This window comes from Nocardioides acrostichi (genome assembly GCF_015319165.1).
GTDB lineage: Bacteria > Actinomycetota > Actinomycetes > Propionibacteriales > Nocardioidaceae > Nocardioides > Nocardioides acrostichi.
The window spans coordinates 186,483-206,107 of record NZ_JADIVZ010000002.1 but is presented as its reverse complement, the minus strand read 5'-3'; the positions used below and the strand labels follow the sequence as shown (position 1 = coordinate 206,107).

The following is a 19,625-nucleotide window of genomic DNA, read 5'->3' as shown; positions in this document are numbered from 1 at the left end:
GTCAGTGGTCGAGGTGGCAGTCGCCGGCGGCGGCGCTGATGCAGGTCTGGATCGGGACGCCGCCGCGGCCGGTCTCACCCGGCACGGCGACGGTCAGGGCGCCGTTGCGCAGGTCGCGCACCGCGCCGTCGGTCATCGGCAGCACGCAGCCCATGCAGATGCCCATGCGACAGCCGCTGGGCATCAGCCGGCCCGCGCCCTCGGCCACGTCGAGCAGCGGAGTGGCGCCGTCGGCCTCGAGGGTGCTGCCGTCGGAGAAGGTTACCGTGCCGCCCTCGCCTGCCTCGGCGAGCACGACGGGGCGGAACCGCTCGGTGTGCAGCGTCAGGCCGCGGGCCTCGTGGTGGACCTCGAGGGCGTCGAGCAGCCCGGCCGGGCCGCAGGCGTACGTCGGCCGCTCGGCGAGGTCGGGCACCCGCTCGGTGAGGGTGTCGACGTCGAGCAGGCCGTGGGTGTCGGTGTGCAGCTCCTCGAGGCGGATCAGCCCGCGGGCGGCGTAGTCGCGGATCTCAGCCCCGAAGATCACCTCGGCCTGCGCGAGCGCGGAGTGGATGAGCACGATGTCGAGGTCGGGGATCTCGGCGCGCGAGAACAGGTTGCGCAGCATGCCGATGACCGGGGTGATGCCGGAGCCGGCCGTGACCAACAGCAGCTTGGCCGGCAGCGGGTCGGGCAGCACGAAGTCGCCGTCGGCCTGGGCCAGTTGGAGCATGGTGCCGGGGCGGGTGCGGTGCACGAGGTGGTTCGACACCACACCGCCGTCGATCGCCTTGACGGTGATCGAGATGCAGCGGTCGGCACGCGGGCCGTGGGTGAGCGAGTAGGTGCGCCACAGTCGCACACCGTCGACGTCGACGCCGACGCGCAGGTACTGGCCGGGCACGTGGCCGGACCATCCGCGACCCGGCTTGATGAGGATCGTGGCCGACTGCTCGGTCTCGGGGGTCACCGAGACGACACGCCCGACGAGGTCGCTGCCGCCGCGGCGCAGCGGGTGCACGTGGTCGAGCACGTCGTCGAGGTCGAGCGGGGTGAGCGCGGCGTCGGCCACCTGGCGCAGACGGTCGGCAACGGTGCGCCGCAGGGTGCCGGTCGGCACAGCGCCGCGGGTGACGGCAACGGAGGTCATGACAACGAGTGTCGTCGTCCCGGCAGGTAATACCTAGGGCGCGTCAACGTGAATCGTTGGCGTTTTCTTGTTCGATATGAACAAATTAAGGTCATGAGATGGCAACGCAAGATGCCCGGACACGACGTGCGCCTCAGTTCGGAGGCCGTGGCCCCGATGCGCGCCGAACTGCCGCGGGTGGCCGAGCGCGTGGTCGACGCCGTGATCGAGGAGGTGCCGAGCTACGCCGACGCCTTCGACTCCGAGATGGCGGCCACCATCCGGAACGCCGTGCAGCTCGCACTCTCGGGCTTCTTGACCCTCGCGGGCGGACGCCGGGGAGCCGACACGCCCCGCGCGCCCGCCGTCGAGGGCTCCTACCAGCTCGGTCGCGGCGAGGCGCGCAGTGGACGGTCCACCGACGCCCTGCTCTCGGCGTTCCGCATCGGCGCGCGGGTGGCGTGGCGCGAGATGTCGGGCACGGCCGTCGAGCACGGCGTCGACGGGATCGCCCTCGTGGAGTTCGCCGACCTCGTGTTCGCCTACATCGACGAGTTGTCGGCGGCCGCCGTCGCCGGGCACACCGACGAGCTCGCCACCAGCGGCCGTGTGCGCCAGCGGCTGCTGGAGCGGATGGGTCGGCACCTGCTGGCCGGCGCGTCGCCCGAGGTCGTGCACGAGGCCGCCCAGCGGGCCGAGTGGGAGCCGCCGTCCACCCTCACGGCGGTGATCGTGCCGGAGTCGCAGGTGCGCCCCGTGCTCTCCTCGCTCCCGGCCGCCACAGTGGTGCTGCCGGAGGCGCCCGACCTCACCGAAGGCGTACTGCTGCTGGTGCCCGACGTGCACGACGCCGCGCGCGCGGCGGTGCTGCGAGCCGTCGAGGGCCGCGGCGCGGTGGTGGGTCCGGCGCGGGCCTGGTTGGCGGCGCGGGGCTCCTACCAGCGGGCACTGCGCGCGCGCCTCGCCGGGCTCGGACCCGACACCGAGCAGCACCTGCCGCGGCTGGTGCTCGACGCCGACGCCGACGCGCTGGTCGACCTGCGCGCCCGGGCCCTGGCACCGTTGGCCGACGTCCGGCCGTCGACCGCCGAGAAGCTCACCGAGACCCTGCGCGCCTGGGTGCTGCACCAGGGCCGGCGCGACGAGATGGCCGAGGCGCTCTTCGTGCATCCCCAGACCGTGCGCTACCGCCTCCAACGGCTGCGCGAGCTCTACGGCGACGCCCTCGAGGATCCCGACACCGTGCTCGCACTCACCCTGGCCCTGGCCTGAGCCCGCCGGCGCTGGACCGCTGGTGGTCGAGCCGCTGGTGGTTGAGCCGCCGGTGGTTGAGCCGTGAGGAGCCCTAGCGACGAGCGCGTCGAAACCCAGCGACTGTGAAGGCAAGGCCGATTAGCACCTCACCGGGTTTCGACACGGTCTCGCCTAGCGGCTCGACCGGCTCAACCACCGGCGGGGAACCTCGCCCAGCGCCTCGACCGGCTCAACCACCCGCGGGGAACCTCGCCCAGCGCCTCGACCAGCTCAACCACCGGCGGGGAACCTCGCCCAGCGGATCGACCGGCTCAACTACCGGCGTTCAGGGCTGCAGCGCGGGCTCGTCGGGCGGGGCCAGGGTGAGTACGGCGTCCACGATCTGGGGATCCTTCTCGATCTGGCGCTCCACCTCGCGGAACCCAAGCACCAACCGATGGATTGAGCCGCTGGTGGTTGAGCCGTGAGGAGCGCCAGCGACGAGCGCGTCGAAACCCAGCGACTGTGAAGGCAAGGCCGATTAGCACCTCACTGGGTTTCGACACGGTCTCGCCTAGCGGCTCGACCAGCTCAACCACCGGCGGGGAACCTTGCCTAGCGGCTCGACCGGCTCAACCACCCGCGGGGAACCTCGCCTAGCGGCTCAACCACCGGCGTTCAGGGCTGCAGCGCAGGCTCGTCGGGCGGGGCCAGGGTGAGCACGGCGTCCACGATCTGGGGATCCTTCTCGATCTGGCGCTCCACCTCGCGGAACCGGAGCGCCAGGTCGGGCTCGGGGTCGTCGCCGACGAGGTCGACGGCGGCGACGACGAAGAGCTTCTGCGGCCCGACGTACTCGACGTGCAGGTAGGTGATGCGCTCGATCTCGGGGTGCTCGTAGAGGCTGGTCAGCACCCGTGAGCGCAACTGGGGGCCGAGCCCCTCGCCGAGCAGGTACTCCATGTTGCGGCGCATGAGGAAGACCGCGACCACGCCGAGCAGCACGCCGATGCCGATCGATCCGATGGCATCGAAGCGCGGGTCGCCCGTCGCCTGATGCAGACCGATGCCGGTCGCGGCGAGGAGGATGCCGACGAGCGCGGAGGAGTCCTCGAAGAACACCGCGCGCAGCGTGGGGTTGGAGGTGCGGCTGACGAAGCTCAGGGGGTGCATCCGCCAACGGCGGGCCTGCCCATGCACCTGCCGGCTGGCCTGCACGAACGAGATGCCCTCGAGCACGAAGCCGACGGCCAAGATGACGTAGTTCAGCGTGTAGTGGCCGCCGTCCTCACGGGGGCTGCGCAACTCCTCGACACCGGTCCAGATCGAGACCAGCGCACCCAGGGTGAAGAGCCCGAACGCCGCCACGAGCGACCACACGTACGTCGCCCGGCCGTAGCCGCGCGGGTGCTCCTCGTCGCGCGGCCGGTTGCCGGACTTCTCGGCCACCAGCAAGAAGACCTCGTTACCGGTGTCGGACCACGAGTGGGCCGCCTCCGCGGTCATCGACGCCGAGCCGCTCAACACCGCGGCCGCGGTCTTCGCCACGGCGAGCAGGCCGTTGGCCAAGAGCGCGACCACCACCGTGACCATCGACTCCCCGGCGCCGTCGCTGTCGTGCTCCTCCGCTGGTTCACCCACACCTCAGGGTTACCGCCCGCGGCCCCGGCGGCGCACACCCCGGGGGTAGCGTCCTGCCCATGCGCCGAGCCAGGAGACTGACCGCAGTCCTCACGATCGCCGGAGTGCTGGCGGTGGGTGCGGCGGCCTGCACGAGTTCGGACGACGACCCGGACGCCGCGCCGTCGTCGGCCTCGCCGAGCAGTTCGTCGTCGGCGGACGACGAGGATCCCTTCGCACCCTCGAGCAGCGCCGACGTCGGGACCGGCGCCTACCCCCGGTACGTCGCCCTCGGCGACTCCTACACCGCGGCGCCGCTCGTGCCGAAGACCGACCCGGCCAGCGCCTGCCTCCAGTCGACGGGCAACTACCCACACCTGATCGCGGCCCAGCTCGAGGGCACCGTGCTCGACGACCGGTCCTGCTCGGGCGCCGACACCACCTCGCTCATCGGGGTGCAGACCACCGGGCGCGGCGACGTCCCACCGCAGCTGAGCGCCGTGACACCGCGGACCTCACTGGTCACGCTCAGCATCGGCGGCAACGACTTCGGCGTGTTCGGCAGCATCATCGGCGCCTGCTCGCAGTCCCAGGGCAGTGGCACCCGCTGCAAGGACGCCGCAGAGGTCAAGGTCGGTGCGACCCTGAAGAAGATCTCGACCCGCGTCTCGTCCGCCGTCACCGGGGTGCTCGACCGAGCCCCCGACGCCACCGTGATCGTCGTCGGGTACCCGCAGGTGATCCCCTCGACGGGCAGCTGCCCCGACCTGCTCCCGGTCGCAGCGAAGGATCTGCCGTTCGCGCTGCGCGTGAACCGGATGCTCAATGCCGCGCTGGAGCAGGCGGCGACTCGCAGCGACGCCGGCTTCGTCGACACCTTCGCCCTCAGCAAGGGTCACGACATCTGCGCCGACGACCCGTGGGTCAACGGCCAGGCAACCCAGCCCGATGCGGCGCTCGCCTACCACCCCTTCGCCGCCGAGCAGCAGGCCGTGGCGAAGGCCGTGCTGAGCATGCTCGAGCAGTAGTCCGTGATGGCGCTCCCGGCCCGCCCGTGCCACCGCGCCCCATCGACGCGCTCAGAACGCGGAGTACACCTCTTGCCCGTCGACCCAGGTGGCGGCGACGGTCATGGCGCGCAGGGCGGTGGCGGCGTCGGCCGGTGAGTCGGACGCCGCCAGCGGGTCGGAGTCCAGCAACGCCAGGTCGCCACGGCTGCCGGCCCCCACCATCGGCTGACCGTCGACGCTGGCGGCCAGCACCTCCTGCGGCGTGAGGGCCTGCTCGCCGTGCCAGGCGTCGCGGTCGTCGGCGCTGCGGTGCACGCCGGCGGCCATCGCCAGCCACGGGTCGAGCGGGCTGACCGGGGCGTCGGAGCCCATGGCGAGGGTGACGCCGTCGTCGAGCATCCAGCGAAACGCGAAGCAGCGCGCCGACCGCTCGCCCCAGATCTTCTCGGTGAGGTCGCGGTCGTCGAGCAGGTGCGCGGGCTGGATGCTGGCCCGGATCCCGAGCCGCGCCATCGTGGCGACGTCGGCCCGGTTCACCATCTGCGCGTGCTCGATCGACCCACGAGCGCCCGTGTCGGCGTACGACGCCAGCGCCTCGGCCACCGCGGCGTCGCCGATGGCGTGGCAGGCCACCTCGAGCGCGTTCCGGTGCGCGGTGCGCAGCAGATCGCGCAGCTCGGTGCCGGAGAGGTTCGGCTGGCCCGAGGGGTACTCCAGGCGGTGCGCGTCGCCGTAGGGCTCGCAGCACCAGGCGGTGCGGGTGTTGAGCGAGCCGTCGCTGATGATCTTCAGCGGACCCATCGTGATGCGGCCGTCGAGCTCCGGCAGCGGGTCGCCTGTGCGCAGACCGCGCGTCAGCACGTCGTCGAGACCCTCCGCGTAGGTCGACATGCGGATCTTGAGCAGGTCGCAGCCGGCCGCCCAGCGCTCCTGCCAGTCGGCCACGCCGCCGGAGAACTCGAAGTCGACCAGGCCGACGACGCCCATCGAGGCCGCGTGGTCGAGGGTGCGGCGGTAGGCCTCGGGGCTGGTGCCGTCGTTGCCGACGAGCGTCGCCAGGCGCGGGTAGGCAGCGAACCACTCGGCCTCGCGCACCACCGAGTCGCGCACCGGCATGGCGAGGAACAGCAGCGCGGTGGTGTTGAGCCACGCATGGTGACCGTCGCCGGAGATGAGCACCACGGGGGTGTCGCCCGACACGGCGTCGAGCTCGCTGACGGTGACGTCGCGGTCCCAGCCCGCGGAGCGGTGGCCCCACCCGATGACGGGCAGCTCGGGGTACTCCTCGACCCGCTCCTTGACCTGCGCCAACGCCTGCTCGGGCGACTTCGCACCAGCCAGGTCGAGACGGCCGCTGGTGAGGGTCCACTGCGCGAGGTGGACGTGCTGGTCCCAGAGCCCCGGCACCAGCCAGCGACCGTCGGCGTCGACCTCGCGGACACCGCCGACAACAGTGGACCCCGGGCTGGGGAGCCCGGGGCCGACGGCGGTGACCTGCGTGCCCTCGACGAGCACGTCGACCGGATCTCGCGGCGCGGGGTCGCCGGGGCGCAGCGGCACCAGCCGGGCACGCCGGCCGTGAGCTGGCGTGGCGCGGTGCTCGGGGTCACGACGGTGCTGGCCGTCGCGGCGGTCGGTGCTGCCGTCGGCTACGAGCGGTCGGACGACGCCACGACCGGTCGCGTGTGGGTCACGCCGTCGCCGGTGGTGGCCGCCGACCCGTCCTACCCGCGCGACAAGCCCGTCGACGTGCAGGACGACCCCGACTACCCCACGCTCGAGCCCGACCTGAAGGTCGAGCGGCGCACGCTCGGCGACGCCTTCGCCATCTCGCTCCCCCTGCCCCGCGGCTGGGAGGTGTCGCCCTCGAGCGTCTCGGAGTTCAAGATCTATCCCGAGCAGCTGCAGCCCGACACCCTCAACACCTACTTCGCCCGCATCCGGTTCGTGGACTCCGACCACCGGACCACGCAGTCGCAGGTCGACTCCCGCCTCACCGCCCTCGCGACCGCCTCGGGCATCTCCGACCTCCAGACCGAGGCCAGCAACGGCGACAGCCTGGTGGCCACCTACATCGCCGATGCGCACCGCCGCGTCGAGATGGACCGGTTCGTCACCAAGCCGGGCAGCGACGAGGCCTACCTCAGCATCGCCGTGATCGGCCGGGAGCAGGACCGCGACGGCCTCGGCTGGCTGCTCGACACGATGGTCCGGGGGCTCGACCTCGACCCGTCCTGACGACGTCCGGCTCGCGTCAGCAGCCGTGTCAGCAGCCGTGTCAGAAGCCCTGTCAGAAGCCGTGTCAGTAGCCGTAGGTGGTGACGCTGCTGAGCACCCGGTAGGCGGTGCCGGTGGTCTGGCTGCGCACCTGCACCCACAGCAGCCGTTCCGAGCTGACCTGCTCGACCCGCTCGACCACGACGCCGTCGGGGCACCCGGAGAAGACCCGGGTGGTCGAGGGCTGCGAGCCGCCCTCGGCGCTGGTCGACGGCGTGCCACTGCACTCGGGGTGACCGGGCAGCTGTCCGGGCAGACCACTGCCGGGCATCAGGCCCGCGAACACGCCCTGACCGGAGGCCTCGGCGTCGGTCCAGTCGGTGGCGGTGCCGGCCGAGACCGCCGGGTAGTCCTGCTCGTCCTGGGGTGCCTGCCAGGCTCCGGTGCCCACGGCGGTCGTCCAGTCGTGGGGCACGGTGACCTCGAGCCGGCCGGTGTCGTCGGTGATCTGGGCCGTCGTCGGGGCGGTCTCGCGGGCGATCTCCTGCCCTCCCACGGCACCCGCCCCACCCGCGAACGGCAGCAGCACGAGGACGGCGAGCACGCCCAGTAGCCGACGACGTGCGCGGCGGGGCGGATCGGACGCAGCGGGGTCGGTGGCCCCGGTGCCGAGCGAGGGCGCGGCGCCCGCGGCCGTGGCGTCCGGGTCGAACGGTAGCCACGGCTGGGCCACGATGGTGTCCACCGGCTCCTCGACCCGTGAGCCCACCGAGCCGGTCACGGCATCGTCGAGTGCGGTGACGAAGGTCGCGACGTCGGGCCACCGATCGTCACGCTCGATCGCCATCGCGCGACGCACCACCGCGTCGACCCGCTCGTCGCCGCCCTCGCCGAACCCGCCGTCGGAGGACGCCAGCGGCGCGGGAGCCGCGGGGTTCGCCGCCTGCTTGAGGTCGGCGTGGGAGTAGGCCGAACGCCCACCCAGCAGCAGGTAGGCCAACGCCCCGAACGAGAACTGGTCGGCGCGCGCGTCGAGCGACTCCGCACGCGCCTGCTCCGGCGCCACGTAGGACGGCGTGCCCGCGGCCATCGTCAGCCGCGAGGAGGCGTCGAGGGCCTTGCCGAGACCGAGGTCGCCGAGCATCGCGCAGACCTCACCCTTGCGGCTGCGGAAGAGCACGTTCGCCGGCTTCACGTCGCGGTGCAGGATGTCGCGGTCGTGCAGCGCCTGGAGGCCCGCGCCGACCTGCCGCAGCACCACCATCGCCTGTCCGGTGGTGAGGCTGCCGGCATCGAGGCGGTCACCGAGGGTGCCCTGGTCGGCGTACGACATGACCAGGTAGGGCCGGCCGTCGGGCAGCTCGCCCGCGTCGTACACGCTCACCACGTGCGGGCTCTCCACCCGGCGTAGGTAGCGACCCTCCTCGAGGAACCGCGCCCGCACCTGCGCATCACCGGCCCAGTTGTCGGCCAGCACCTTCACGGCAACCGGAGAGTCCAGTTGCGCGTCATAGGCAAGCCAGACCGTCGCGAACGCGCCTGACCCCAGGCGTCGCCGCACCGCGTAGCGACCGATGCGCTGCGGTGCCGACGGTGTGAGGTCCACGCAGGCATGATGGGCCATACCAGGTAAAGGAGACCAGTGACCCCCATGGACGACCCCGTCTACGGACCCGACGAGATCGACGACCTGGCGCGCCGTGCGCAAGGCGGCGACCGCGACGCGTTGGAGGTTCTCCTCGGCGCCGTGCGGCCGCGGGCACTCAACGTGTGCCGCGGCGTCCTGCCCCATCTCGCCGACGCCGAGGACGCCTGCCAGGAGGCGCTGATCAACATCAGCCGCAAGATCGACACCTGGAACGGCCGCGGCCGGTTCACCACCTGGATGCACGTGGTGTGCGTGAACTCGGCCCGTTCGACCTACCGCAAGCTGAAGAACCAGGCGGTGGCCGCCGACCCGACCGAGGTCGGCCCCCTGGAGTCGCCCGACCCGCGCACCACGAGCGTCATCGCCGGCACCCGGCTCGACCTGCTCGAGGCGATGGAGACGATCGAGCGCGACCACCCGCAACTCGTCGAGCCGCTGCTGTTGCGCGACGTCTACGGCCTGCCCTACGACGAGATCGCCCGGCTCGTCGATGCGCCCTTGGGCACGGTCAAGGCGCAGATCCACCACGGCCGCAAGATGACCCGCCCCCTCCTGAGCGCCGAGCGCACCACCGACTGACCTGGATGGGTGCTGCCCGGGGGTTCTCGCGCCCGTGGGAGTTCCACCTGGCGCCAGCCAGAGTCCCGGTGTGCGGGTGAGGCACCACCCCTACACCGACAGATCCATCGGCGCACAGCTGAAACACCCTCCCGACGGCTCTGCTGAGAGCAGAGCCGCTTGTGGCGGCCGAGCCGAGGGGCGAGGGTCGAACCATGCGCATGCTCGTGCTCGGCGGCACCGTCTTCGTCTCCTCCCACGTGGCCACCGAGGCCCTGACCCGAGGCCACGACGTGACCGTCGCCTGCCGGGGCACCTCCGGCGAGGTTCCGCACGGCGCCACGCACGCACGGCTCGATCGCACGGGTCCGATCCCGCCGGCGCTCGCGGAACAGGAGTTCGACGCGGTGGTCGACGTCGCCCGGCAGCCGTCATGGGTGCGGGCAGCGGTCACGGCCTGGCCGGGCGCGCACTGGACGTTCGTGTCGTCGGTGAACGTCTACGTCGACGACGCCACCCCGCACGCGAGCACCGACGCCGCGCTCCACCCGCCGCGCCATGCCGACGCCGACCTGATCTGCGAGCCCGAGGCGTACGGCCCGATGAAGGTGGCCTGCGAGCAGGTGGTGACCGACGGCGCTACGCGGGCGTTCGTCGTCCGGCCGGGTCTGATCGTGGGGCCGAGGGATCCCACCGGCCGATTCGGATACTGGGTCGAGCGCCTGGCGGACGCGGCTGCAGGTGAGCCGGTGCTGGCCGGCGGTCACCCGGGCGATCTGGTGCAGGTGATCGACGCCAGGGATCTGGCGGGGTGGATCCTCGACGCGGCCGAGTCCGGTCTCACCGGGGTCTTCGACGGCGTCGGCCCCAGCCGGCCGATCGGCGACCTGCTCGCCGAGATCGCCCACGGCGTCGGCGCCTCCCCCCACCTGACCTGGCACGACGACGCCGGCCTCACGGCCGCGAAGGTGCAGCCTTGGACGGGTCCGCACTCACTCCCGCTGTGGCTGCCTCGTCCGGAGTACGACGGCATGCTGGCCCGTGACTGGACGCCTTCGGCCCGGGCCGGGCTGCGCGTGCGCCCCATCGCCCAGACGGCGGCAGACACGCTGGCCTGGCTGGAGTCGACCCCCGAGGGGGGCCGCACCGGCCTCACCCGCACGGAGGAGAGGGCGATACTCGGACTCTCGTGCTCGACCGGGCCTGGTGGGTAGTCCCACGACGACGCAGTCTGGAGCCATGACCACCACGGCAACCCACTCCAGCTTCCTCGGCGACAAGCCCGTGCAGCGCATCGGCTTCGGGGCGATGCAACTCGCCGGCCCCGGCGTCTTCGGCTCCCACTCCGACCCGGACGGCTGCCGCGCGGTGCTGCGCCGGGCGGTCGAGCTCGGGGTCGACCACATCGACACCGCCCAGTTCTACGGCCCCGACATCGTGAACGATCTGATCCGCGAGGCCCTGCACCCCTACGCCGAGGGGCTGCGCCTGGTCACGAAGGTCGGTGCACGCCGCGACGACGAGGGCGGCTGGATCCCGGACCAGACCCCCGCGGGCCTCACCGCGCAGGTCGAGCAGAACCTGCGCTCCCTCGACGTCGAGCGCATCGACCTGGTGAACCTGCGGCGTTTCGAACGCGACGCCCCCGGCACCGACGAGGTGCCCCTGGCCGACCAGCTCGGCGCGCTCGCCGCACTGCGCGAGGCCGGCAAGATCGACCTCATCGGCGTCTCGAGCGTGCAGGCCGACACCGTGCGCACGGCCATCGAGACCGTCGGCATCGGATGCGTGCAGAACCCCTACAGCCTGCTCGACCGGGCCGACGCCGAGGTGCTGGAGGTGTGCCGCGAGCACGACGTCAGCTACGTGCCGTACTTCCCGCTCGGCTCCGCGTTCGGTGGTGGCGGGCCGAAGGCACTCGCTGCCGACGAGCACGTCTGCGGTGTGGCCGAGAAGCACGGTGTGTCGCCGAGCCAGGTGGCGCTCGCCTGGCTGCTTGCGCAGTACGACCGGCTCCTGCTCATCCCCGGCACCAGCTCGGTCGCCCACCTCGAGCAGAACCTCGCCGTCGTCGACATCGAACTCGACGACGCCGACCTGGCCGCACTCGAGCACGTCACCCCGGTCACCCCGGAGCACTGATCGCCGGGCCGCCCACTCCCGGTGGCGCCTGCACGACGTTTCTGAACGTGCCGCCACGCCGCCACCCCACTCCGGGCGACCTGGCAGCACGCAGACCGCCGCCTTCTCACCTCACCTGCCGGGCGGAGCGACGCGCGATCGCGCACACCGTGACGGCGCTCCCTACGTTTGAATACGGGGCATGCCCAGCGACCGGCTCACCGCCCAGAACCTCATCGACCTCGTGCTCGACGACGCCTCCTGGCGGTCCTGGGATGCCCCACCCGACCACGGCGACATCGCCGAGGCGTACGCCCAGGATCTGGCCCGTGCGCGGGAGAAGTCCGGCTGCGACGAGGCGGTGCTCACCGGCCAGGGACTCCTACGCGGCCGCCCCGTGGCCGTCGTGGTGGGCGAGTTCGGGTTCCTCGCCGGCTCGATCGGCCGCGCCACCGCCGACCGCCTCGTGAGCGCCATCCATCGCGCCACCGAGGAAGGACTCCCGCTGCTGGCGGCGCCCATCTCCGGCGGCACGCGCATGCAGGAGGGCACGCCGGCGTTCGTGCAGATGGTGCGCATCGCCGAAGCCGTGATGGCGCACAAGACGGCGGGCCTGCCCTATCTGGTGTACCTGCGCAACCCGACCACCGGCGGCGTGATGGCCTCCTGGGGCTCGCTCGGTCACGTGACCGTGGCCGAGCCCGGGGCCCTCGTGGGCTTCCTCGGCCCGCGTGTCTACCAGGCGCTGTACGGCGAGCAGTTCCCCGAGGACGTGCAGACCTCGGAGAACCTCTACGCCCGCGGCATCATCGACGCCGTCGTCGCGCCCGGGGACATCCCCGACATCCTCGACCGTGCGCTCACGATCATGCTGCCCTCGCGGCAGGCGCTCACCGCCGTGCCCGACCCGGTCGACGCCGAGTTGCCCGACGTCGACACCTGGGACGCCGTGACCCGCTCCCGCGACCCCGAGCGGCCCGGCGTCCGGCGCCTGCTGCGCTACGCGGCCTCCGATGTGGTGCCGCTCAACGGCACGGGTCAGGGCGAGTCCGACCCCGGACTGCTCATCGCTCTCGTGCGCTTCGGCGACGTGCCGTGCGTGTTCTTGGGCCAGGACCGCCGCGGCCAGACGCCCTCACGGCCGCTCGGCCCGGAGGCGCTGCGTGAGGCGCGGCGTGGGATGCGGCTGGCCGCCGAGCTGCGGCTTCCGCTGCTCACCGCCATCGACACCGCCGGCGCCGCACTGTCGGTCAACGCCGAGAACGGCGGCCTCGCCGGTGAGATCGCCCGCTGCCTCGGCGACCTGGTCTCCCTCGACGCGCCGACCCTGAGCCTGCTGCTGGGCGAGGGCAACGGCGGCGGCGCGCTGGCCCTGCTGCCGGCCGACCGGATCGTCGCCGCCCAGCACGCCTGGCTCTCCCCGCTGCCGCCCGAGGGTGCCTCGGCCATCGTGCACCGCGACACCGACCACGCCCCCGAGATGGCGCGCGCCCAGCACGTGCTGGCGATCGACCTGCACGAGCGCGGCATCGTCGACCGAGTCGTCGCCGAGCAGCCGGACGCCGCCGCCGAGCCCGAGGCCTTCTGCCAGCGGCTCGGCGCCGTTCTGGCCTTCGAGCTGGCGCGCCTCTCGGCCGTGGGCCCCTCCGCCCCGAGTGAACGGGCGCAGCGGTACGCGGGCGCTACCGGGGAGTGAGCCTCGAGACCCTCTCGTCGTGGGGCGCCGCAGACGAGGTCGCCAGCCGGCCGGACGGGAGACCCGAGGCTGGACGGTACGAGTCGACCGTCTAGGGGCACGTGAGGCCACCGGCGCCGAGGATGATCGGCGTGTAGCGCAACGTGATCTGCTGGGTGGTGACCCAGAGGGTTCCGGGCAGACTGCCCGTCACCACGACCGTCACGGTCGAGCCGAGCAGAGCCCCGAGCAGACCGACCAGCAAGGTGGTGGTGACCGTGGTCGAGGAGTTGCCGGTCACGGGCAGAGCCGTGGCCGACTGACTCGTCTTGGCGGTGTAGGTGAGCGTGGCCGGAGAGGTCGACGGCGTCCACGAGATCGTGACCGACGCGCCACCTCCTGTGCAGGAGAGCGGCACGCTCTGCAGTGTCCTGGCGGAGAGGGTCCCGCTCGTGACCGAACCGGAGTCCGTCCACGAGGCGAGACTGCCCCGCACCGGCGCGAGCACCAGGCAGAGCGCCAGGGCAGCGAGCACCACCGGCGCACGCAGCGTCACGACGTCGCCTGCGCCGCGGTGAAGGTGAACGAGGGCTGGTAGGTCTTGCCCTGCACGGAGTCCGGAGCGTCGGAGTCCATGGTGACCTGCACGCACACGCCGATCGAGGCCGACTTCGCGAGCCTCGGATCGGTGCCGCCGCCGGTGGGCAGCACCTGCACTGCGCCGCTGGCGTCGAGGTGGGCGTCGAAGGTGTCGGTGCCGCCCGAGCAGGTCTCCTGGATCGGGTAGGCGTTGTCGTTGTCGGGCACCTTGACGCCGCCCAGCACGACCCTGATCGTCATCGTGCCGCGCAGCCCGGCGTCTCCTCCCGAGGCGCCGGTCGCGTGGTAGGTGAATGGCACGTCGCCGGCGTTCGCGACGGTCATCACCGCCGCCCGGCTCTCACCCGGCGCCAGGCCGGAGGTGGCCAGAGCCGACCACGTGTAGCTGGTCGGGTTGCCCTGCTGGCCGTCGATCGTGAGATCGAGGCTGCCCGAGACCAGCGCGCCGCCTTGCACCGTCGCGGAGTCGGTCCAGTAGGCGTACGTGCCCATGCCTCCGACCGTCAGTACGGTCACGCCGGCGAGAGCCGGGAGAACGGTGCGCAGCCGCGGACGCCGCCGCGGTGCGGCGTGCCTGCGAGCCGCGTGCCTGCCGCTCATGGCATCCTCCTGCGGGCCTTCGGTCGCGGACGGTTGCGCAGCCAGCCGCTCACGACGATGCCGGCGGCGTACGCGAACAGCCCGCCGGCCACCAGGTAGGTCAGCCGCTGGCGTTGGTCGGGGCTGAACAGCACCCCGAGATGGCCGACCCACGGGACGGCGTACCAGAGCTCGCCGCGCACCTGCACGGCCCGTACGGGCTTGGCGTCGGGGGTCTTGTTGGCGTCGCCCTGTGTGGTGAGCACGCGCTCCCCGTCGGCGCGGTAGCCGACACCCACGACGCGGTGGGTCACCACCGTCGGCTCGCCGCTCTCGACCTGATAGGTGATCACGTCGCCGACCTCCACCCGGTCGAGGTCGACCGGGCGCACCACCATGAGGGTGCCGGGCGGGTACTTCGGAGTCATCGAGCCGGTGAGGATCGTGTACGGCGTCGCGCCGGCCACGCGCGGCACCAGCACCGACGCACAGATCACGAGGAACAGCAGCCCCGACACCAGCCAGCCCAGCGCCGATCCCACGACGCGAAGGTTGGAGCGCACCCGCCGCGACGTCGCGATGGACGCCGCGGCAGGTGCGAGCTGGGTCGTCACGGAGTCACTACGAGGCGTCGTGCTGCTGCGTGGCGGTGATGGTGATGTCGTCGAGCGCGGCAGTGAGCGCCTTGCTGTCGTTCGGCGCGGCGTCCGCGAAGCCGACCGAGATCGTGGCCCGCAGCTCCTTGCCGTTGTCGGCCTCGGTCAGATCGATGGTGCTGCCGTCCATGGACGGCGTTCGCGTGGTGGCGTCGCTGTTCACGATCGCGTAGGTCGCGCCGATGGTCAGCTGGTCCTCGAGCAGGTTGTCGACGGCACCGGCGGCGGTGGCGCTCAGGTCGGCGGCGGCGTGCTTGCCCTCGATGGCGATGGTCGAGTCGCACACGAGAGTGAGCGAGTCGCCGGGCACGATCTTGTCCGATGCCGGGTCGAAGCTCTGAGCTCCGTCGAGCGTCCAGTCACCGCACACGCTGTCACCGAGCGTCAACGTGCCGGACACCAGATCCCCCGGCTGCGCGACCGTCGTGTCGTTCCAGTACGCCAGCGAGCCGGCGCCACCGAGTAGTAGCGCCACACCGGCGCCGGAGGCGAGCGTGGCTTTCAAGGCAGACTTCATGGTCGGGTTCCCTCCCAGGGACACGGGTTTCAGCGGCCCCCGGGAAAGACCTCTCCACCGGCTGCATCGGCCGTCGATGCGACCACCTGAGCGCCCTGGCCCCGAAGTGACTCATCCGACCCGGCTCCCTAGTCCGACCGGACTATGTCTGCACTGGGTCGGCCTCGGCGCGGTCGGACCCGGCCGATGCGGCCCCCGTCGGAGCGGTGGCGGGGTCGTGGACCTCCCGGCCCACGACCCCGCACCTCAGAGCAGCAGCCCGGTGGCGGGATCCTCCAGCACGGACGCGACGTCGGCCAGGAACCGTGAGCCCTTCTCACCATCCACGTGCCGGTGGTCGAACGACAGCGCGAGGGTGGTGACGTGGCGCGGCACGATCTTCTCCTCACCGCCCTCGACGACGACCCACGGCTTGCGGGTGATCGACCCGAAGCAACAGATCGCGGACTCGCCGGGATTGATGATCGGGGTGCCGGCGTCGACGCCGAAGACGCCCACGTTGGTGATCGTGAATGTGCCGCCGCTCATCTCGGCGGGCTGCGTCTTGCCCTCCCGAGCGGTGGCGGTGAGCGAGGCCAGCGCGTCGGCGAGCTCGCGCAGCGACATCGCGTCGGCATCCTTCACGTTCGGCACCACGAGCCCCCGCGGGGTGGCGGCGGCGATGCCGAGGTTCACGTAGTGCTTGTAGACGACCTCGCCGGCGGCGTCGTCCCAGAAGGAGTTGATCTCCGGGGTGCGGCGCATCGCGAGCAGGCACGCCTTGGCCAGCACCAACAGCGGGGAGACCTTCACGTCGCGGAAGTCACGGTGGCTCTTGAGCCGCTCGACGAGCTCCATCGAGCGCGTGACGTCGACGGTGACCCACTCGGTGACGTGCGGAGCGGTGAAGGCCGAGTCGACCATCGCCTGCCCCATCATCTTGCGCACGCCCTTGACCGGCTCGCGCGTCTCGCGGGCACCCGCGCCGGCGTCGGACGTGGGAGAAGGCTGGGCGCTGCGCCCGGATGACGCTCCGCCGGCCGTCGCGGCGGCCTCGACGTCGGCTCGACTCACCGTGCCGTGCGGCCCACTCGGCGTGAGCGCGGTGAGGTCGACGCCGAGATCCTTCGCGAGCTTGCGCACCGGCGGCTTGGCCAGGGCACGGGCCTCGACCGGAGCCTGGGGCGCCGGGGACGGCTCCACGACCGGGGCAGGCTCGTCGGCCTGCGCCTCGGCGTCGGCCAGCTCGGGGGCCGGCGCGCTGGGGTCGAACGCGGCCTGGGCCTGCGCATGCACGGCCGCGCCACCGCCCCCGCGGCGGGCCCGCCGCTGCGCGCCGCGGTCGGCCTTGTTGCGCCCGACCAGGCTCTCGCCCTCTCCGCCCCCGCTGGCAGCGGGGTTCGACAGATCCAACTCGGGCTCGGGGTCGGGCTCCGGCGCTGGGGCAGCCTCGGGCGCTGACGTCTCGGCGCCGATCCGGATGATCGGGGTGCCCACCTCGACGGTGTCACCCTCCTGAACCAGCAGCGCGGTGACCTCGCCGGCGTACGGCGAGGGCAGCTCGACGATCGACTTGGCGGTCTCGATGTCGCAGACGATGTCGTTGACCGCGATGGTGTCGCCGACCTTGACCCGCCAGGCGACGAGCTCGGCCTCGGTGAGGCCCTCGCCGACGTCGGGAAGCTTGTACTCGGGCACGCGGTTCCTCCTCAGAATCCGAAGGTGCGGTCGACGGCGTCGAGCAGCCGGTCGAGATCGGGCAGGAAGTCCTCTTCGATGCGCGAGGCGGGGTAGGGGATGTCGAATCCGCCCACCCGCAACACCGGCGCCTCGAGGGAGTAGAAGCACTCCTCGGTGACGCGGGCAGCCAGCTCGGAGCCGAGCCCGAGGTTCACGTGAGCCTCGTGCACGACGACACAGCGGCCGGTCTTGCGCACCGAGTCGTAGACCGGAGCCATGTCGAGCGGGCTGAGGGTGCGCAGGTCGATCACCTCGATCGAACGGCCCTCGTTCGACGCCGCCTCGGCCGCCGACAGCGCGGTGCGCACGGTCGGACCGTAGGCCAGCACCGTGACGTCGGTGCCCGGGCGCACCACCTGCGAGGAGAACAGCGGCGGGGGCGTCGCGGTGTCGTCCAGCTCGGCCTTCGCGCCGTGGTACTGCCGCTTGGGCTCGAGGAAGACCACCGGGTCGTCGGAGGCGATGGCCTGCTGGATCATCCAGTAGCCGTCGACGGGGTTCGAGCACGCGACGACCTTGAGACCGGGCGTGTGCGCGAACTGCGCCTCGGGCGATTCGCTGTGGTGCTCGACCGCGCCGATGCCGCCGCCGAAGGGGATCCGGATGACCATCGGCATCGGGCTGTGGCCCTTGCTGCGGTAGCGCATCTTCGCGACCTGGCACACGATCTGGTCGTAGGCCGGGTAGACGAACCCGTCGAACTGGATCTCCACCACCGGCCGGTAGCCGCGCAGGGCCAGGCCGACGGCGGTGCCGACGATGCCTGACTCCGCGAGCGGCGAGTCGATGACGCGGTCCTCGCCGAAGTCCTTCTGGAGGCCGTCGGTGATGCGGAAGACGCCGCCGAGCTTGCCGACGTCCTCGCCCATGACGAGCACCTTCTCGTCGTGCTCCATGGCCGCTCGCAGGCCCATGTTGAGGCCCTTGGCGAGGGTGATCTTCTGAGACGGCGCCTGGGACGTCGCCTGGGGGGTGGCCTGGGGGGTGGCCTGGGGGGTGGTCTGGGTGCTCATGCGCGGGCCTCCTCGAACGACTCGAGGTAGTCGGCGAACCCGGCGCGCTGGGCGGCGAGCTCGTCTGGCACCTCGGCGTACACCTCGTCGAACATGTCGAGCGGTTGCGGGTCGGGCATTGAGGTGCAGCCGGCGCGCAGCCGTTCACCGAGCTCGTCGGCCTCGGCCTTGACCGTATCGACGAGGCCGTCGTCGACGAGTCCGTTGCGCCGCAGGTAGGCCTCGAGCCTCGCGATGGGATCCTTCAGCTTCCACGACTCCACGTCGGCCGAGAGCCGGTAGCGGGTGGGGTCGTCGGTCGTGGTGTGGGCACCCATCCGGTAGGTGTAGGCCTCCACGAAGGTGGGGCCCTGACCGTCGCGGGCGCGCTGCAGCGCGGCCTGGGTGACGGCGTACGTGGCGAGCACGTCGTTGCCGTCGACGCGGATGCCCGGGAAGCCGAACCCGAGCGCCCGCTGGTACAGCGGGATGCGCGTCTGGCGCTCGATCGGCTCCGAGATCGCCCACTGGTTGTTCTGACAGAAGAACACCACCGGCGCGTTGTAGGAGGCGGCGAAGATGAAGGCCTCGTTCACGTCGCCCTGGGACGACGCGCCGTCGCCGAAGTGCGCGATGACCGCGGCGTCCCGCTCGGGGTCGCCGGTGCCGACGACACCGTCGCGCTGCATGCCCATCGCGTAGCCGGTGGCGTGCAGGCACTGGGCGCCGATGACGATCGTGTAGAGGCCGAAGTTGTGCTCGGCGGGATCCCAGTCACCGTGGTCGACGCCGCGAAAGAGGCCGAGCAGGCGCAAGGGGTCCAGCCCGCGGCACCAGGCGACCCCGTGCTCGCGGTAGGTCGGGAACACGAAGTCCTGCGGGCGCAGGGCGCGGCCGGCACCGATCTGCGCGGCCTCCTGGCCGAGCAGCTGGGCCCAGATTCCGAGCTCACCGTGCCGCTGGAGCGCGGTGGCCTCGACGTCGAGGCGGCGCACGAGCACCATGTCTCGGTAGAAGCCGCGGATCTGCTCGGCCGAGAAGTCGAGGTCGAACTCGGGGTGGTGTCGGCGCTCGCCCTCGGGCGTGAGCAGCTGCACCAGCTCGGGGCCACCGTCGGCGGCGGCGGGGCCGAAGACCTCGGCCAGGTCGGGTCCGAACGCCTCGGGAGTTCCGGGGGTGTCGGTTGCTGGGGACGAGTCGGCCACGCGCACTCCTTGCAGTTCTTCCGGCTCGGTGGGGTCTCCACCTGCACGGGGTTCGAGCGGTCGGGTCGGTGTGCGGGGGTGGTGCACGTGTGACCCGGACCACAGGGGCGGCACCACCCTAGCGCGTGGTCTCGCCGAACGCGCTCCTGGCCACACGCCGCCGACGA

General features: G+C 72.1%; 18 protein-coding genes. 7 read left to right on the top strand and 11 right to left on the bottom strand.

The features are described 5' to 3' along the window. Position 1: 1 nt before the first annotated feature. Positions 2–1,129 carry a ferredoxin reductase gene (locus tag ISG29_RS05865; protein WP_194502457.1) on the bottom strand — a complete coding sequence of 376 codons (1,128 nt, stop codon included), beginning with the start codon at positions 1,127–1,129 and terminating at the stop codon, positions 2–4. A 93-nt stretch (positions 1,130–1,222) separates the two neighbouring features. Between ISG29_RS05865 and ISG29_RS05860 the strand changes: the two genes are divergently transcribed. Continuing rightward, a complete protein-coding gene (locus ISG29_RS05860; protein ID WP_207792809.1) occupies positions 1,223–2,380 on the top strand; it encodes a PucR family transcriptional regulator in 1,158 nt (385 codons plus the stop codon). 639 nt (positions 2,381–3,019) lie between these two features. Here the strand turns inward: ISG29_RS05860 and ISG29_RS05855 are convergent. After that, a complete protein-coding gene (locus ISG29_RS05855; protein ID WP_328828137.1) occupies positions 3,020–3,982 on the bottom strand; it encodes a cation diffusion facilitator family transporter in 963 nt (320 codons plus the stop codon). Between the two features lie 59 nt (positions 3,983–4,041). On the opposite strand from ISG29_RS05855, the gene ISG29_RS05850 reads away from it, so the two are divergent. Continuing rightward, the gene (locus tag ISG29_RS05850; RefSeq protein WP_194502456.1) at positions 4,042–4,989 is read left to right on the top strand and encodes an SGNH/GDSL hydrolase family protein; all 948 of its coding nucleotides are present in this window, start codon (positions 4,042–4,044) and stop codon (positions 4,987–4,989) included. Between the two features lie 51 nt (positions 4,990–5,040). Here the strand turns inward: ISG29_RS05850 and ISG29_RS05845 are convergent, their stop codons facing one another. Then, positions 5,041–6,531, bottom strand: a complete 1,491-nt coding sequence (locus tag ISG29_RS05845; RefSeq protein WP_328828135.1) for an amidohydrolase — start codon at positions 6,529–6,531, stop codon at positions 5,041–5,043. A gap of 18 nt (positions 6,532–6,549) precedes the next feature. Here ISG29_RS05845 and ISG29_RS05840 point away from each other — a divergent pair, with 18 nt between their 5' ends. Continuing rightward, complete coding sequence (locus tag ISG29_RS05840; RefSeq protein WP_194502867.1) at positions 6,550–7,209, top strand: hypothetical protein; 660 nt, start codon at positions 6,550–6,552, stop codon at positions 7,207–7,209. Positions 7,210–7,273: 64 nt separating this feature from the next. Here the strand turns inward: ISG29_RS05840 and ISG29_RS05835 are convergent, their stop codons facing one another. Further along, positions 7,274–8,794, bottom strand: coding sequence for a serine/threonine-protein kinase (locus tag ISG29_RS05835; RefSeq protein ID WP_194502455.1), 1,521 nt, complete (start codon positions 8,792–8,794; stop codon positions 7,274–7,276). Positions 8,795–8,839: 45 nt separating this feature from the next. Here ISG29_RS05835 and ISG29_RS05830 point away from each other — a divergent pair, with 45 nt between their 5' ends. From ISG29_RS05830 to ISG29_RS05815, 4 genes are all read left to right on the top strand, one after another. Further along, entirely contained in the window at positions 8,840–9,415 is a 576-nt protein-coding gene (locus ISG29_RS05830) for an RNA polymerase sigma factor (RefSeq protein ID WP_194502454.1), read from the top strand. Between the two features lie 194 nt (positions 9,416–9,609). Next, complete coding sequence (locus ISG29_RS05825; RefSeq protein WP_194502453.1) at positions 9,610–10,608, top strand: NAD-dependent epimerase/dehydratase family protein; 999 nt, start codon at positions 9,610–9,612, stop codon at positions 10,606–10,608. Between the two features lie 25 nt (positions 10,609–10,633). Next, positions 10,634–11,536, top strand: a complete 903-nt coding sequence (locus tag ISG29_RS05820; RefSeq protein WP_194502452.1) for an aldo/keto reductase — start codon at positions 10,634–10,636, stop codon at positions 11,534–11,536. 181 nt (positions 11,537–11,717) lie between these two features. Beyond that, a complete protein-coding gene (locus ISG29_RS05815; RefSeq protein WP_194502451.1) occupies positions 11,718–13,211 on the top strand; it encodes a carboxyl transferase domain-containing protein in 1,494 nt (497 codons plus the stop codon). A gap of 91 nt (positions 13,212–13,302) precedes the next feature. On the opposite strand, the gene ISG29_RS05810 is transcribed toward ISG29_RS05815, so the two are convergent. The 7 genes from ISG29_RS05810 to pdhA form a co-directional block, all read right to left on the bottom strand. Beyond that, positions 13,303–13,746, bottom strand: a complete 444-nt coding sequence (locus tag ISG29_RS05810) for a hypothetical protein (protein ID WP_194502450.1) — start codon at positions 13,744–13,746, stop codon at positions 13,303–13,305. Next, positions 13,743–14,390, bottom strand: a complete 648-nt coding sequence (locus ISG29_RS05805) for a SipW-dependent-type signal peptide-containing protein (RefSeq protein ID WP_194502449.1) — start codon at positions 14,388–14,390, stop codon at positions 13,743–13,745. The genes ISG29_RS05810 and ISG29_RS05805 overlap by 4 nt, the downstream gene beginning before the upstream one ends. Then, positions 14,387–14,983, bottom strand: coding sequence for a signal peptidase I (locus ISG29_RS05800; RefSeq protein WP_328828127.1), 597 nt, complete (start codon positions 14,981–14,983; stop codon positions 14,387–14,389). The genes ISG29_RS05805 and ISG29_RS05800 overlap by 4 nt, the downstream gene beginning before the upstream one ends. A 7-nt stretch (positions 14,984–14,990) precedes the next feature. Beyond that, positions 14,991–15,542, bottom strand: coding sequence for an alternate-type signal peptide domain-containing protein (locus ISG29_RS05795; RefSeq protein ID WP_194502448.1), 552 nt, complete (start codon positions 15,540–15,542; stop codon positions 14,991–14,993). 246 nt (positions 15,543–15,788) lie between these two features. After that, complete coding sequence (locus tag ISG29_RS05790; RefSeq protein WP_194502447.1) at positions 15,789–17,219, bottom strand: dihydrolipoamide acetyltransferase family protein; 1,431 nt, start codon at positions 17,217–17,219, stop codon at positions 15,789–15,791. Positions 17,220–17,230: 11 nt separating this feature from the next. Further along, positions 17,231–18,274 carry an alpha-ketoacid dehydrogenase subunit beta gene (locus ISG29_RS05785; protein WP_194502446.1) on the bottom strand — a complete coding sequence of 348 codons (1,044 nt, stop codon included), beginning with the start codon at positions 18,272–18,274 and terminating at the stop codon, positions 17,231–17,233. Then, positions 18,271–19,398: a pyruvate dehydrogenase (acetyl-transferring) E1 component subunit alpha gene (pdhA, locus tag ISG29_RS05780; protein ID WP_235958641.1), complete on the bottom strand. Its 1,128-nt coding sequence runs from the start codon at positions 19,396–19,398 to the stop codon at positions 18,271–18,273. Before pdhA ends, ISG29_RS05785 begins: the two co-directional genes overlap by 4 nt. Positions 19,399–19,625: the final 227 nt, after the last annotated feature.